This window comes from Ralstonia sp. AU12-08 (assembly GCF_000442475.1).
In the GTDB taxonomy this organism is placed as follows: domain Bacteria; phylum Pseudomonadota; class Gammaproteobacteria; order Burkholderiales; family Burkholderiaceae; genus Ralstonia; species Ralstonia insidiosa.
The window spans coordinates 21,477-35,658 of the sequence record NZ_ASZV01000023.1; the positions used below are offsets into that span (position 1 = coordinate 21,477).

Annotated in this window: 12 protein-coding genes; 8 read left to right on the forward strand and 4 right to left on the reverse strand. The window is 62.9% G+C overall.

Annotation, left to right across the window (positions count from 1 at the left end; translation table 11 throughout):
- Nucleotides 1-4: 4 nt before the first annotated feature.
- Nucleotides 5-2,731: a magnesium-translocating P-type ATPase gene (gene mgtA, locus C404_RS42705; protein ID WP_021194933.1), complete on the reverse strand. Its 2,727-nt coding sequence runs from the start codon at nt 2,729-2,731 to the stop codon at nt 5-7.
- 658 nt (nt 2,732-3,389) lie between these two features.
- Between mgtA and C404_RS42710 the strand changes: the two genes are divergently transcribed.
- Nucleotides 3,390-4,976 (forward strand): ABC transporter substrate-binding protein, encoded by a 1,587-nt coding sequence (locus tag C404_RS42710; RefSeq protein WP_021194934.1) that lies wholly within the window; start codon nt 3,390-3,392, stop codon nt 4,974-4,976.
- 148 nt (nt 4,977-5,124) lie between these two features.
- Complete coding sequence (locus C404_RS42715) at nt 5,125-5,973, forward strand: BspC domain-containing protein (protein WP_031329364.1); 849 nt, start codon at nt 5,125-5,127, stop codon at nt 5,971-5,973.
- Between the two features lie 62 nt (nt 5,974-6,035).
- On the opposite strand, the gene C404_RS42720 is transcribed toward C404_RS42715, so the two are convergent.
- Both C404_RS42720 and yaaA read right to left on the reverse strand, forming a co-directional pair.
- Nucleotides 6,036-7,181: a M14 family metallopeptidase gene (locus C404_RS42720; protein WP_021194936.1), complete on the reverse strand. Its 1,146-nt coding sequence runs from the start codon at nt 7,179-7,181 to the stop codon at nt 6,036-6,038.
- 14 nt (nt 7,182-7,195) lie between these two features.
- On the reverse strand, nt 7,196-7,978 hold the full coding sequence (yaaA, locus tag C404_RS42725) for a peroxide stress protein YaaA (protein WP_031329365.1): 783 nt from the start codon (nt 7,976-7,978) through the stop codon (nt 7,196-7,198).
- Between the two features lie 37 nt (nt 7,979-8,015).
- Here yaaA and C404_RS42730 point away from each other — a divergent pair, with 37 nt between their 5' ends.
- Genes C404_RS42730 through C404_RS42740 form a run of 3 tightly spaced genes read left to right on the forward strand, consistent with a single transcriptional unit; the run spans nt 8,016 to nt 10,273 of the window.
- Nucleotides 8,016-8,519 carry a putative toxin-antitoxin system toxin component, PIN family gene (locus C404_RS42730; protein ID WP_021194938.1) on the forward strand — a complete coding sequence of 168 codons (504 nt, stop codon included), beginning with the start codon at nt 8,016-8,018 and terminating at the stop codon, nt 8,517-8,519.
- A gap of 12 nt (nt 8,520-8,531) precedes the next feature.
- Nucleotides 8,532-9,719, forward strand: coding sequence for a pyridoxal phosphate-dependent aminotransferase (locus C404_RS42735; RefSeq protein WP_021194939.1), 1,188 nt, complete (start codon nt 8,532-8,534; stop codon nt 9,717-9,719).
- A gap of 32 nt (nt 9,720-9,751) precedes the next feature.
- Nucleotides 9,752-10,273, forward strand: coding sequence for a hypothetical protein (locus C404_RS42740; protein WP_049285521.1), 522 nt, complete (start codon nt 9,752-9,754; stop codon nt 10,271-10,273).
- Nucleotides 10,274-10,343: 70 nt separating this feature from the next.
- On the opposite strand, the gene C404_RS42745 is transcribed toward C404_RS42740, so the two are convergent.
- Nucleotides 10,344-11,003: a glutathione S-transferase gene (locus tag C404_RS42745; protein WP_021194941.1), complete on the reverse strand. Its 660-nt coding sequence runs from the start codon at nt 11,001-11,003 to the stop codon at nt 10,344-10,346.
- 47 nt (nt 11,004-11,050) lie between these two features.
- Between C404_RS42745 and C404_RS42750 the strand changes: the two genes are divergently transcribed.
- The 3 genes from C404_RS42750 to C404_RS42760 are packed head-to-tail and all read left to right on the forward strand — an operon-like array spanning nt 11,051 to nt 14,174.
- Nucleotides 11,051-12,622 (forward strand): 3-hydroxyacyl-CoA dehydrogenase, encoded by a 1,572-nt coding sequence (locus tag C404_RS42750; protein WP_152524444.1) that lies wholly within the window; start codon nt 11,051-11,053, stop codon nt 12,620-12,622.
- Nucleotides 12,623-12,652: 30 nt separating this feature from the next.
- Complete coding sequence (locus tag C404_RS42755) at nt 12,653-13,432, forward strand: oxepin-CoA hydrolase, alternative type (protein ID WP_021194943.1); 780 nt, start codon at nt 12,653-12,655, stop codon at nt 13,430-13,432.
- Nucleotides 13,433-13,442: 10 nt separating this feature from the next.
- On the forward strand, nt 13,443-14,174 hold the full coding sequence (locus C404_RS42760; protein WP_021194944.1) for a histidine phosphatase family protein: 732 nt from the start codon (nt 13,443-13,445) through the stop codon (nt 14,172-14,174).
- Nucleotides 14,175-14,182 lie beyond the last annotated feature (8 nt).

A 14,182-nucleotide genomic window follows, 5' to 3' on the forward strand; every position in this document is an offset into this window, starting at 1 on the left:
CGGTTTACTGCCAGCCGTAGCGGCGCACGTAGACACGCTTCATCCACTGCGTGAGCGTCATGTAGCCCACCAGGATCGCCACCAGATAGGCGAAGTAGATGGGCGGCAACGGCTGCAGCTTGAAATACCCCGCCAGCGGCCCCATCGGCAGAAAGATGCCGATCGCCATGATGATCCCCGTCATCATCAGCAACGGCGCTGCGGCCCGGCTCTGGATGAACGGAATCTTCTGCGTACGGATCATGTGCACGATCAACGTTTGCGTGAGCAGGCCGACCACAAACCAGCCCGACTGGAAAAGCATCTGGTGCTCCGGCGCGTTTGCGCCAAATACAAACCACATCAACACGAAGGTGGTGATGTCGAACACCGAGCTGATCGGCCCGAAGAACAGCATGAACCGGCCGATCTCTGCGGGTTGCCAACGCTGCGGCTTCTTCAGTTGATCGGCATCCACGTTGTCGAACGGGATGGCGATCTGCGAGATGTCGTACAGCAGGTTCTGCACCAGCAGTTGCATCGGCAGCATGGGCAGGAACGGGATGAAGGCGCTCGCCACCAGCACGGAGAAGACGTTGCCGAAGTTCGAGCTGGCCGTCATCTTGATGTACTTGAGCATGTTGGCGAAGGTGCGGCGCCCTTCCAGCACGCCGGCCTCCAGCACCATCAGGCTCTTTTCCAGCAGGATGATGTCGGCGGCTTCCTTGGCGATGTCCACCGCCGTATCCACCGAAATGCCGATATCGGCCGCGCGCAGCGCCGGCGCATCGTTAATGCCGTCACCCATGAAGCCGACCACATGGCCGTTGGCCTTGAGCGCACGCACCACGCGCTCCTTGTGCGCAGGTGTGAGCTTGGCGAAGACGTTGTAACGCTCAACCAACTCCGCCAGTGCGGCATCGCTCTTGCGCTCCACGTCGGCACCCAGCACCACCAGCGAGGTGTCCAGCCCGACCTCATGGCAGATCTTGGCGGTCACCAGCGCGTTGTCACCGGTGAGGATCTTCACGGCCACGCCGTGCTCGCGCAGAGCGGCCAGCGCGGGGGCGGTGGTTTCCTTTGGCGGGTCCAGGAAGGCAACGTAACCGAGCAAGGTCAGTTCGCTCTCATCGGCCACGCCGTAGGTGTCCTTGAACGGCAGCGTCTCCTTGATAGCCACGGCCACTACGCGCAGACCCTCGGCATTCAAACCAGCCGTCACCTTGCCGATGCGCTCCAGCAGCGCGGCCGTCATCTGCTCGCTGGTGTTGCCGTGGCGCACATGGGTACACACGGAAAGAATCTCTTCCACCGCGCCCTTGCAGATCAGCACATGCGTGGCCGGGTTTTGCGCCACGACCACCGACATGCGGCGGCGCGTGAAGTCGAACGGAATCTCGTCGACCTTGCGCCAGTCGTACGGCTCCAGCTGGCGCGATATTTCCGCGTGCTCCAACACCGCCACGTCCAGTAGGTTCTTCAGGCCAGTCTGGTATCGGCTGTTGAGATACGCCATGCGCAGCACATCGTCCGAGGTCTCGCCAAACACATCGGTATGTCGCTCCAGGCAGATCTTGTCTTGCGTGAGCGTGCCGGTCTTGTCGGTGCAGAGCACATCCATGGCGCCAAAATTCTGGATCGCATCCAGATGCTTGACGATGACCTTCTTGCGCGACATCACCACGGCGCCCTTGGCCAGCGTGGAGGTGACGATCATCGGCAGCATTTCGGGCGTCAACCCCACCGCCACCGACAGCGCGAACAGGCAGGCCTCCACCCAATCGCCCTTGGTAAAGCCGTTGATAAACAATACCAGCGGCGCCATCACCAGCATGAAGCGGATCAGCAACCAGCTCACACGGTTCACGCCCGCCTGGAAGGCCGTGGGCATGCGGTCGACTGCCGTTACCCGCTGGGCCAACGTGCCGAAGTAGGTGCGACTGCCCGTTTCCACCACCACGGCCGTCGCCGAACCCGACACCACGTTGGTCCCCATGAAGAGGATGTTGTCCAGTTCCAGCACGGTGGCCGTCTGCACACTCTTCTGCTCCGCAAACTTCTCGACCGGCAGCGATTCGCCCGTCATGGCCGCCTGACTGACGAAGAGGTCCTTGGCAGACAGCACGCGCAAGTCAGCAGGGATCATGTCGCCGGCGGACAGTACCACCAGTTCACCCGGCACGAGTTGCCGGATGGGCACCTCGACACAGCGCACTGCGGCAGGCAGGCGGGTGTCCGGGGCCTCGCGGCGCATCACCGTGGCGGTGTTGCTGACCATCGCCTTGAGTTTGTCGGCCGCCTTGTTGGAGCGTGCCTCCTGCCAGAAGCGGATCAGGGTCGACAGCACCACCATGGTGGTGATCACGACGGTGGCCTGCATGTCGTCGGTGGCAAACGAGATCGCTGCCAGCACGGTCAACAACAGGTTGAACGGATTGGTGTAGCAGCGCCACAGGTGCATCCACCACGACAGCGGCTTCTCGTGCTCGACCTCGTTCGGGCCCACGCGCGCCAGCAGCGACTGCGCGTGCTGCGCCGTCAGCCCCTGCGGGTGCGAGCGCAAAAGCTTGATCTGGGTGTCCGCATCATTGCGCGAAGCGGCGATCAGCGACTGTGAAATGGCCTGCGCGACCTCACGGTTCTGCTCCGTAGTATCAAATGACTCCAGCATCAACAGCCGCCGGAAATGCCGGCCAATCGCGCGGTTGCGCACGAAGCCGGCGAAGAATTCTTTCAGTGCCTGGAAGATCATGACGGGCCCTCGGGTTGCAGATGAACTCAGGCGAGCGCCATCAACGTGCGGACATGGTCGGCACGTGGTGGAAAGGCGGCACCATACCGCGTGGATTGGCGTGATTGGGTCGATTGCATGACGGGCGCTCCTGGCACGTGAGGAGCGGAGCCAATCTGCAGGCCAGCCTTGCCCTGTGATGTTGCGTACGCACACAGGCCGACGCATTGGCAACGTGGCAATGCACGCTGCACAGGCATCGTCATTGCAGGTGGAAGCTACGGCCAAGCGCCGTCCACACACCTGCCTTCAGGTAAGAAAAGGAAAGGGGGAAATCACGCAGCCTGAACTGGCTACGGTTGCCACCATCATCCCGCGCCCGGCGAGATAACAGCAGCGAAACACTGCGCGTCAGCTTGCCGAACGGCGACCGGCACAAAGTACCGGGCAACTACCATCGATTGAGCAAGGGCCCACAGGGGGTCTCCGCAGTGTTGAAAACGGCGCGACTATAACCAGAAAAGAGACGTGAACAAAGCAAAATTTGCATAAGAATCGTCAATTGCGGCGCTGCAAGCACACTGCAGCGGCGATACACTGGCAACCCGATGCCGGCCCGCCTGACTCTCATTCAGGCCCGGCAATGCCCGCAACGATAGATCACACAAGGTTCTTCATCATGCGACCCTTCCTGCGCCGGCTGCTCACCCCCGCCCTCTCTTCGCTTGCCGTGGCCGCTGCCTGCGGCATCCTGTCGCCTACCGCCCAGGCCGACGACCTGCGCATCGGTCTGTCCGCCGACGTCACGTCGATGGACCCGCAATGGAACAACGCCGGCCCCAACAACGCCATGGCGCTGCACGTCTTCGAGTCGCTGGTCTTCCTCGACAAGAACGGCCGCTACACGCCGGGCCTGGCCACCTCGTGGAAGGCTGTCGACGCCAACACGTGGGAGATCAAGCTGCGCCCGAACGTGAAATGGAGCGACGGCACGCCCTTCACCGGTGAAGACGTGAAAGCCTCGATTGAGCGCCCGGCACGCCTGACCAACAGCCCCGGCCCGTTCACGAGCTACACCAAGTCGATCACCGAGGTGCAGATCGTCGATCCGCTCACGGTGCGGTTGAAGGTGTCGATTCCGAACTACGCCAGCATCCCGAACGACCTGAACAGCCTGCCGATCATCCCCAAGAAGGTCGCAGAGGCTTCACAGGCGGATTTCGATGCCGGCCGCGCCATGATCGGCACGGGCCCGTTCCTGTTCGACCACTTCACGCGCGGGCAGGAGATCGTGCTGAAGAAGAACCCGAACTACTGGGGCCATGTACCGCAGTGGGATAAGGTCACCTTCAAGATCATCACCGACAACGCCGCGCGTACGGCTGCCCTGCTCTCCGGCGATGTGGATGTCGTGGAGGCCGTGCCCGCCGCGGATGTGCCGCGCATCAAGCAGAACCCGAAGTTCCACCTGGAGCAGCAAGTATCGTGGCGCACGATCTTCTGGCAGATGGACCAGAGCCGCGATGTGTCGCCGTTCATCACGGATAAGGCCGGTAAGCCGCTCGCCAAGAACCCGTTCAAGGACCACCGCGTGCGTGAAGCCGTGGCACTCGCCATCAATCGCGATGCCATCGTCTCGCGTGTGCTCGAGGGCCAGGGCGTGGTGGCATCGAGCATCGTGTCGCCGCAAATCTTCGGGCACCCGGGCGGCAAGCCGATTCCGTATGACGCGGAGCGCGCGAAGAAATTGCTGGCCGAGGCAGGTTATCCAAACGGTTTCGGGCTCACGCTGCACGCCACCAACAACCGTTACCTGAATGACGCACAGGTCGCGCAAACCACCGCGCAACTGCTCACGCGCGTCGGCATCCAGACCAAGGTGGAAACGCTGCCGGTGGCGGCGTACTTCACGCGTGCGCGCCAGGGCGAGTTCTCGTTCATGATGCTGGGCTGGGGCTCGGTGGCGGCAGACGTGGCATTGCGCAGCATTCTCGGCACGCCGAATGCACAAACCGGCTATGGCAGCTGGAACTGGGGCCGCTACAGCAATCCGGAACTGGACAAGCTGGTGCAGACGTCGCTCTCGACGGTAACGAGCGAACAAGCCCACGAGCAGGCCGCCAAGACCGCCGCGCGCTTTGCGCAGACCGACTACGCGATCATTCCGTCGCACCATCAGCTCGCTACATGGGCAATGCGTAAAGGCATCCGCTATGAGGCGCGCACCGACGAATGGTCGCTCGCATGGTTGTTCACCAAGCAATGATGATCACTTGGTAACCAACACCGTGCCGTAACGCGCTGTTACAGCAAAATCGCTTGATGTGCCGCATTGGGGAAAGCTACAGGAACTTTCGGCCTTAGCTTTCCTCTATCATGGCGATTTTCCACGCCGACACCCTGTAACACTCGTGATGTTGCGACCCAAACTACTCTGTCTCGGCGTCGTCGCTTTGCTGGCCGCCTGCTCCAACTTGCAGACCGAACCGACCAACGCGTCGGCTCAGTCGGCCCAGGCCACCAACGCCACGCCGAGCACTTCAGCCGCGCAAGCCAAGCCGGCCACGCAGCCCGTACCGACCACGCCGCCGATCGTCTTCGGCTCGACCGATGCCAGCGGGACCACCACGGTCAACCTGCCGGCCAAGGACAAGATGAGCCTGTCGGAGTACCGCGCGCAAACCCGTGACCGCCTGATCCAATCCGAAGGGGCCCGCCCCGACGTGGCCGACTGCGCCGCACATGCGAGCTGGATCATCCCGCGCTCGACCAACTTCGATCAGTTCCGCCTGCCGACTGGCGCGCTGTCCAATGACCAAGCCAAGGTCGAGCCATGGGACTCGCGCTTCTCGTCGAGCAAGCAAGGCGCGGTCAAGGTATCGAGCGTCATCAGCTTCAATGCCGCTGTGCACAAGCGCGGCACAGGCAATGACCAATGGGAGCCGGTGCGCGTGCGCTGCGGCTATGACGAAGGGATGATGCTGGCGTACGAACTGCTCGACGCCAATGGCCAGCCGTTTGCAGCACCGGCCGCCGCACCGTCGTCAACGGCAACCCGCACGCACTGCCGCCGCGGCCATCGCTGCACAACCACCTCGGCGGTCCACAGCAAGAGCACTGCCAAGGGCAAAGCCGCGACGAAGTCCACGGCCAAGTCTGCGAAGAGCAACGGCACGGCCAAGACCAAGTCGACACCGACTGGCAAGACCACCGCCAAATCGACGGCCAAGAAGACGACGAAGAAGTCGACCTCCGGCCAGTAAAAACAAACGCGCCGCCAGAACCCTGGCGGCGCGTTTTGCATTGGTGACCTCGGCGCGATCGCTCAGCCGAGATATTCCAGGATCGCCTGCAGCATTGCCGCACCCAGTGCAGCACTACGGGCACCATCCCAGCCTACCCGTGCATCGGGCAGATCGGCGTTGTCCTTGAACGGCATTTCCAGCGTCAGCGACAGACAACCATACGTGTGGCCGATGTACTTGGAGGCGAGCTTGAGCGCATCTTCGTTGTACTTGCTGGCCTCGTAGCCGTATTGCGTCTGGAAATCCGGTGATGCACGCAGAAAGGCTGCCACGAAGCGGTCCTGATCGGCACGCTGCGCATCGGTAAAGCCCGGCAGCATTTCACTGCCGGCGACGAACACATAGGGCAACGCCTCATCGCCGTGGATGTCGAAGAACAGATCGACGCCGGTCTGCTCGATGGCCTGGCGCACGCACAGCACTTCGGGGCTACGCTGCGCGTCGGGTTCCATCCACTCGCGATTCAGGTTGGCACCGGCGGCGTTGGTGCGCAGGTTGCCAAGCGACGAGCCATCCGGGTTCATGTTCGGCACGATATGGAAGACGGCGCGCTCGGCGAGCACACGGCCGATCGGATCACCGCCCCAAACACCTTGACGCGTCAGGCGCGCAAGCAGCCCTTCGACGAACCACTCGGCCATCGTCTCGCCCGGATGCTGGCGCGCGATGATCCACACGTTCTTTTTTCCGGGGCCGGGTTCACCGACGGTGATGCTGGTCATGTCGCGCCCCTGCACCGTGCTGCCGAGGCGCTGCGTGCGCACGCCGGGTCGGACCTGCGCGGCGGCCACCAGCGTTAGGTGACGCTCGTCCGAATACGGCTCGAAGTACGCAAACCAGATGCTGTCGTGCTCGGGCGTGACTTCGATGGTCATCGTCTTGCCGTCGTAGCGCGTCGGCACACGGAACCAGTGCTCGCGGTCGTATGAGGCGACGGCCTGATAGTCCTTCCAGCCGGCGGGGTACGTGCATTCGCCGGCGTTTTCCAGCGCCAGCTTGCACGCCTGCCCTTGCACGCCCTGCAGGCGGAAGTGGAACCACTGCGTGAAGTCGGCGTACGAATCACGTCGGATGCGCAGGCGGATGGCATCCGCGCGCGTGGCATCGACGATCTCGATGGCGCCGCTGTCGAACGAACTGGAGATATGCGGTTGGGTGGCAGTCATGTCGAATCCTGTTCTCAAGTGAGCTTGCGGCGGAAAACCCAGCGTTCGTCGTCGGAATCAGTTGCGTCAAACGCATACCCGTCGACATCGAACGCCTTGAGCTTGCGTGGATCGGTGATGCGATGCTCGATCGCGTAGCGCGCCATCAGGCCGCGCGCGCGTTTGGCGTAAAACGAGATGATCTTGTATTGCCCATTCTTCCAATCCTCGAAGACAGGCATAACGACGCGCGCCTTGAGCACCTTGGGCCGCACCACCTTGAAATACTCTTCCGACGCGAGGTTGACGAGCACGGGGTCGCTATCGGACGGGCTCTGCTTGAAGAGTTTATTGAGCGCGAGCGTCACATCATCGCCCCAGAACGCGTACAGATCCTTGCCGTGCGGATTGGCCAGGCGCGTGCCCATTTCCAGGCGGTACGGCTGCATCCAGTCGAGCGGGCGCAGCACGCCATAGAGCCCCGACAGAATCCGCAGATGCTTCTGCGCAAACTGCAGATCATCCGCCGATAGCGAATTCGCATCGAGCCCGCCATAGACGTCGCCATCGAAGGCCAGCGCGGCCTGCTTGCTGTTCTCGGCGGTGAATTCGGTGGACCAATCGCCGTAGCGTGTCGCGTTCAACACAGCCAACGGGTCGGAAATCTTCATCAGCGTGCCGATTTGCGCCGGCGACAGCTTACGAAGCACTTCAATGAGTTCTGCGGAGCGCGCGATGAAATCGGGCAGCGTGTGGGTCTTGATGCGCGGCGGGGTGTCGTAGTCGAGCGACTTGGCCGGCGAGAGGACGATGATCATGTCAGAATCGCGGTTCACAAGTCTGGAATTGTATCGAATGGCAGACGCTGCTGCCCCGACCCTGGCCACCGCCCCACGCGTGGTGCTGGACTCCAACATCTGGGTCGACATCCTCATCTTTGACGACGCCGTTGCGCGCCCGATCCGCGCCGCGCTGGAAGCCGGCCGGCTGGATGCCATCATCAGCCCCGCGTGCCGCGAAGAACTGCGCCGCGTGCTCGACTATCCGCAGTTCGCGGACTATGCCGTCGATGCGCAGGCCGCACTGGCCTGGGTCGATCGCGTCACGCGCTCGGTGGCCGATCCGGAAGACGCTGCCCGCGCGCAAGGCGAACCGTTCGTCCCGCGCTGCAAAGACCGCGACGACCAAAAATTCCTCGCGCTGGCCGATGCCGCCAACGCCACCTATCTGGTCTCCAAGGACAAGGCTGTGCTCAAGCTCAAGCGCCGCATGGCCAAGTACTGCGACGTAGCTGTGCTGCCACCCAAGCAGTTTGTAGCGCTTGTCCAGTTGGAAACCGCTCTCCTCGCCCAAGCCTGAACCCGTATTGCCATGACCACCGCTACCGCCGTGTCCGCTGAATCGCTCGCGCCCATCGCTCCTCCGCCCTCGCGGCTGCCGAATGTCGGCACCACCATCTTCACCGTGATGTCGGCGCTGGCTGCAGAAAAGCAGGCCGTCAACCTCGGTCAGGGCTTTCCGGATTTCGATTGCGACCCGCGCATCGTCGATGCGGTGTCGGACGCGATGCGTGCCGGCCTCAACCAATACCCGCCGATGACGGGCGTGCCCGCGTTGCGTCAGGCCATCGCCGCGAAAGTCGCCAACCTGTACGGCCACACCTACGACGCTGACCGCGAAATCACCATCACCGCCGGTGCCACGCAGGCGCTGCTGACCACCGTGCTGTGCTGCGTGCATCCGGGCGACGAAGTCATCGTCTTCGAGCCCACGTACGACAGCTACATCCCGTCGATCGAACTGGCCGGTGGTAAGGTCGTGCCGATCACGCTGAACGCGCCGGACTTCCGCATCCCGTTCGACACGCTGGCCGCGGCCATCACGCCGCGCACGCGCCTGATCATGCTCAACACGCCGCACAACCCGACGGGCACCGTCTGGCATGCGGACGACATGCAGAAGCTGGCCGAGATCCTGGCGCCCACCAACGTGCTGCTGCTCTCCGACGAGGTGTACGAGCACATGGTGTATGACGGCGTGCCGCATGCATCGGTCGCGCGCATTCCGGAACTGGCACGGCGCGCCTTCGTGGTGTCGAGCTTCGGCAAGACGTATCACGTGACGGGCTGGAAGGTCGGCTACGTGGCAGCGCCCGCCGCGCTGTCGGCGGAGTTCCGCAAGGTGCACCAGTTCAACGTGTTCACGGTCAACACGCCGGTGCAGCACGGGCTGGCGAACTACATGGCTGATCCGCGCCCGTATCTGGATCTCTCGGCGTTCTATCAGCACAAGCGTGATCTGTTTCGCGCTGGGCTGGAGAAGACGCGCTTCAAGCTGCTGCCCTGCCAGGGCACGTACTTCCAGTGCGTGGATTACAGCGGCATCTCCGACCTGCCGGAGGCGGAGTTCGCGAAGTGGCTGACGAGCGAGATTGGCGTGGCGGCGATCCCGGTGTCGGCGTTCTATTCGCAGCAGCACGAATCGGGCGTGGTGCGCTTTTGCTTCGCCAAGAAAGACGAAACGCTCCAACTTGCGCTGGAGCGTTTGGCGAAGGTGTAACGCAATCGGTATAGCTATGGCGGCAGACGAAGATGGAAAGTATTGAGCAAGCTTTGCGGAAATCGATCCGTGACAAAGGTCGAACCCTAAAAACGCTGGGTGCGCGAGAAGCTCTCGGTTTCGCAACGGACTTCTATGCGAATACGCCTGTTTCCGAGGTGCGTGATGGAGAGGGAGACGGATTAGTCGCCTACTTCGCAGTCATGCAGCGCAAAACGATTGTCTTTGAGTTTGGCATCAACCGAGTCCTGCGAGCCCCAATCACCCCCAAGGATGAGGATAGCTGCGGATGGACGACCGCGAAACGCCTACGTTTGTCGGTTGGGTACAAGCCCGACTTGGACATCTTCCGCCTGCCACCATCGAATAGCTTGTGGGTCTGCTGGTGCCGAGAAGATTTGGTCAAGTTCGCGGCTGAGATCGAGGCATCCGCCGCCTTTCGACTTGTCACAGAAAAGCAGGCGGCCGGAGCGAACATTGCGTTAGAGGCAGTGCCCGCTCCCATCCGCAATGCAAACCATCCAACGGCGGAGATGACTTGGGCGTTCATGTGACCCGCACAGAAGACTCAAGTCAACGTGTCGCAAACAGTTGTCATGTGACAATCGATTCCGGCAACAGCCATCAAGAGGCCCGCTTGCTGGCGTAATGCGCCAGCATCGCCTCCAGGTTCGCCTTGCTGTCCGCCCGCATCTTCTGCACGTTGGGGTTCTCGGCCATCGCGGCCAGGTACGGCTTCACGCCCTCAACCTGCGCGAGCAGGTCTTCACCGTAGATGATTTTGGTAGCCTGGCTCACCAGCGGGAAGTGCACGATGGCCGCGCAGTCCGCAATGGTGAACGTATCGCCCGCCACGTACGGCGCGAACTTGAACAGTTTGGCCGCGGCGGGGATGTTCTTCTCCAGTTGCTCGCGCACCTTGACCTTCAGGTTGTCGCTGATCTTGCCGCCGAAGAACGCTTCGGGAAACAGCTGACGCGCCACCAACTCCAGGTGCAGCTCCAGGAAAGTCACGATCTCGCGCACCTTGGCCGCCTTGAACGGGTCAGCCGGAACAAGCGGATGTTCCGGATAGCGCGCCTCCAGATAGTCGACAATGACCTGCGATTCGCACATGCCGTGATCGCCATCCTTCAGATACGGCACCTTGTGCAGCGGCGAGATCTCGCCGTCGGTCTGATCGGGCCAGCGCAGCGCTTCCTCGAACGCAATGCCCTTCTCCATCAGCGCGAGCTTGACCTTGTTGTAGTAGTTACTCGCAGCAAAGCCGTATAGCGTCAGCATGAACCAGTCTCCTTGGGTTGGGTGGCTGCCTGTTATGGTCGGTGCGGATGCCAGAAATCGCACGCTCGTGCTATTTTAGCCAGACTTCTTTCGATCGAAGCGAATTTCATATGCAGACTATCGGGATTGTAGGAACCGGCGCCATGGGGCGCGGCATTGCGCAGATCGCGGCGCAGGCCGGCCTGCGCGTCAAGCTGTTCGACGCCAACCCGCCCGCCGTGGAAGCGGCGCGTACCGCACTGGCCGACACGCTGGCCAAGCTGGCCGCCAAGGGCAAGCTCACGGCGGAGGAAGCCGACGCCACCGTGGCGCGCCTGATCCCTGCCGGCGCCCTCACAGATCTGGCGGACTGCGATCTCGTCGTTGAGGCCATCGTCGAGAAACTGGAGGTCAAGCGCGACCTCTTCCGCCAGCTTGAAGACATCGTGCGCGCCGATGCGATCCTGGCATCGAACACGTCGTCACTGTCGATCACGGCCATTGCCACGGCCTGCAAGCACCCCGAGCGCGTGGCCGGCTTCCACTTCTTCAACCCCGTGCCGCTGATGAAGGTGGTCGAGGTGATCGACGGCCTGCGCAGCGCGCCTGCCACCGGCGAAGCCCTGGCCGCACTGGCCAAGCGCATGGGCCATACGGCCGTGCGCTGCATCGACATGCCGGGTTTCATCGTCAACCACGCCGGGCGTGGCATGAACACCGAAGGCCTGCGCGTGGCGCAGGAAAGCGTGGCCGCCTATGCCGACATCGACGCCATCATGCGCGAGCAGGCGGGCTTCCGGATGGGGCCGTTCGAGCTGATGGACCTGACCGGGCTGGATGTCTCGCACCCGGTGATGGAATCGGTCTACCGCCAGTTCTATGAGGAGCCGCGCTACCGCCCCTCGCAGATCACGGCGGTGCGCTTTGCCGGCGGCATCCTGGGCCGCAAGACGGGCGAAGGGTTCTATCGCTATCCCGAAGGACAAAAGCAGGTGCCAGCGGAAGCGCCTGTGCCGACTGCACGCCCGTCGTCGGTATGGATCAGCCGCGCGCACGAAGCCGGTCACGCCGCGGCACAACGCCTGATGCTCGACTTGGGCGTCACGCCTGAGGCCGGTTCCAAACCGTCTGCCGATGCGCTCATCATCGTCACGCCGCGCGGGCTGGATGCCACTGCGTGTGTGACTGCCGAAGGGCTGGATGCGCGCCGCACGGTGGCGCTCGACACGCTCTATCCGTTTGCGGCCACCAAGCGCCGTACGCTGATGACCACGCCAGCTACCGACCACGCTTATCGCGATGCCGCGCATGGCCTGCTCGCCTCCGATGGCGTACCGGTGACGGTGATCCGCGATTCGGGTGGCTTTGTCGCGCAGCGCATCGTCGCGTGCATCGTCAACATCGCATGCGACATCGCGCAGCAGCGCATTGCTACGCCGACGGACATCGACCTCGCCGTTACGCTGGGCCTCGGTTATCCCCAAGGGCCGCTGGCGCTGGGCGACACGCTGGGCACGAGCGCCATCCTTGAAGTGCTGCAGAACCTGTACGTGCTCTATGGCGACCCGCGTTATCGCCCGAGCCCGTGGCTGCTGCGACGCGCCCGTCTTGGTATGTCGCTGTTGACGCTGGACGCCTAACCCCTTCCCTCCCGACACGAGGCCATTGCCATGACCGCGCAACTGCTCTCCCAACGCATCGGCTCAACGCTAGTGCTTGTTCTGTCCAACCCCGACGCGCGCAACGCGCTGGACCCGGTGATGTACACCGCGTCGATGGAAGCGCTGGACCGCGCCGCCAACGACAACGAGATCCGCGCCGTCATCTTCACCGGTGCGGGCAATGCGTTCTGCGCGGGCGGCAACCTGAACCGCCTGCTGGAAAACCGCGGCAAGCCCAAGAGCGTGCAGGAAGAAGGCATCGACGCGCTCAACCATTGGATCGAGACGATCCGCACCTTCCCCAAGCCGGTGATCGCGGCGGTGGAAGGCCCGGCAGCGGGCGCGGGCTTCTCGCTGGTGCTGGCCTGCGACTTTGCGATTGCCGCATCGGATGCGAAGTTCGTGATGGCGTATGTGAACGTGGCACTCACGCCGGATGGTGGCGGCTCGTGGCACATCGCGCGCTTCCTGCCGCGTCCGCTGGCGAGCGAGATCATCATGCTCGGCAAGCCGGTCGGTGCAGAACGACTCGCGCACTTCGGCCTCATCAACGAAGTCGTCAAACCCGGCGAGGCACTGGACCATGCGCTGCTGCTGGCAGAGAAACTCGCGGCGCAATCACCACATGCGGTCGGCCGCATCAAGGGCCTGATTGCCAACGCGGAAGACGCTTCACTGCACGATCACCTCAAAGCCGAACAGCACAGCTTTGTCGAAGCGCTGCACCATGCCGATGGCAACGAAGGCATCTCTGCCTTCCTGCAGAAGCGCAAACCGCAATACCGCTGAGTCGCTGAGCATGATTCCGTTCCCGACACCCAACCGGCGTCGCATTTACCTGATGCGCCACGGCGCCGTCACGTACTTTGACGAGACCGGCCGCCCGATCGAGCCCGACACCGTGCCGCTCAATGAAGAGGGCCGCAAGCAAGCGACTGCTGCTGGGCGCACCTTTGCGGCGGAGAACATCCTGTTCGATCGCGTGATCGTCAGCGGCTTGCCGCGCACGGTGGAAACCGCACAGCGCGTGCTGGCGGAAATGCCCGCGATGCAGGCGCGCGGCATCACGCTTGAGCAATGGCCTGAGCTGCAGGAAATCCGTGGCGGCAAGCTGGGAGAGATTCCCGAGCACGAACTGGCGCAAGCGTTCATCGGCGTATTCGAAGGCACCGTACCGGAAGAACGCCGCTTCCTGAACGGCGAGAGCATCGGCGAATTTCTCAACCGCGTGATCCCGGTGCTCACGCATCTGCGCGCCCTGCCCGACTGGGACACCGTGCTGCTGGTGCTGCACGGCGGCACCAACCGCGCGATCCTCTCGCACGCCATCACGGGTGGCGAGCGTGTGTTCTTCGGCAACCTCGCGCAGACGGCCGGCTGCATCAATGCACTCGATGTGGGTGAGAGCCCAAGCGACTGGGTGCTGCGCATGAGCAACTTTTCGCCGCCCTCGCCTGTGCACTTTGGCTCGCGGCTGACGACGATGGAGGTATTGCTGCAGCAATACCTTCGCTATCGCAATCCCGCCTGAACCACAAC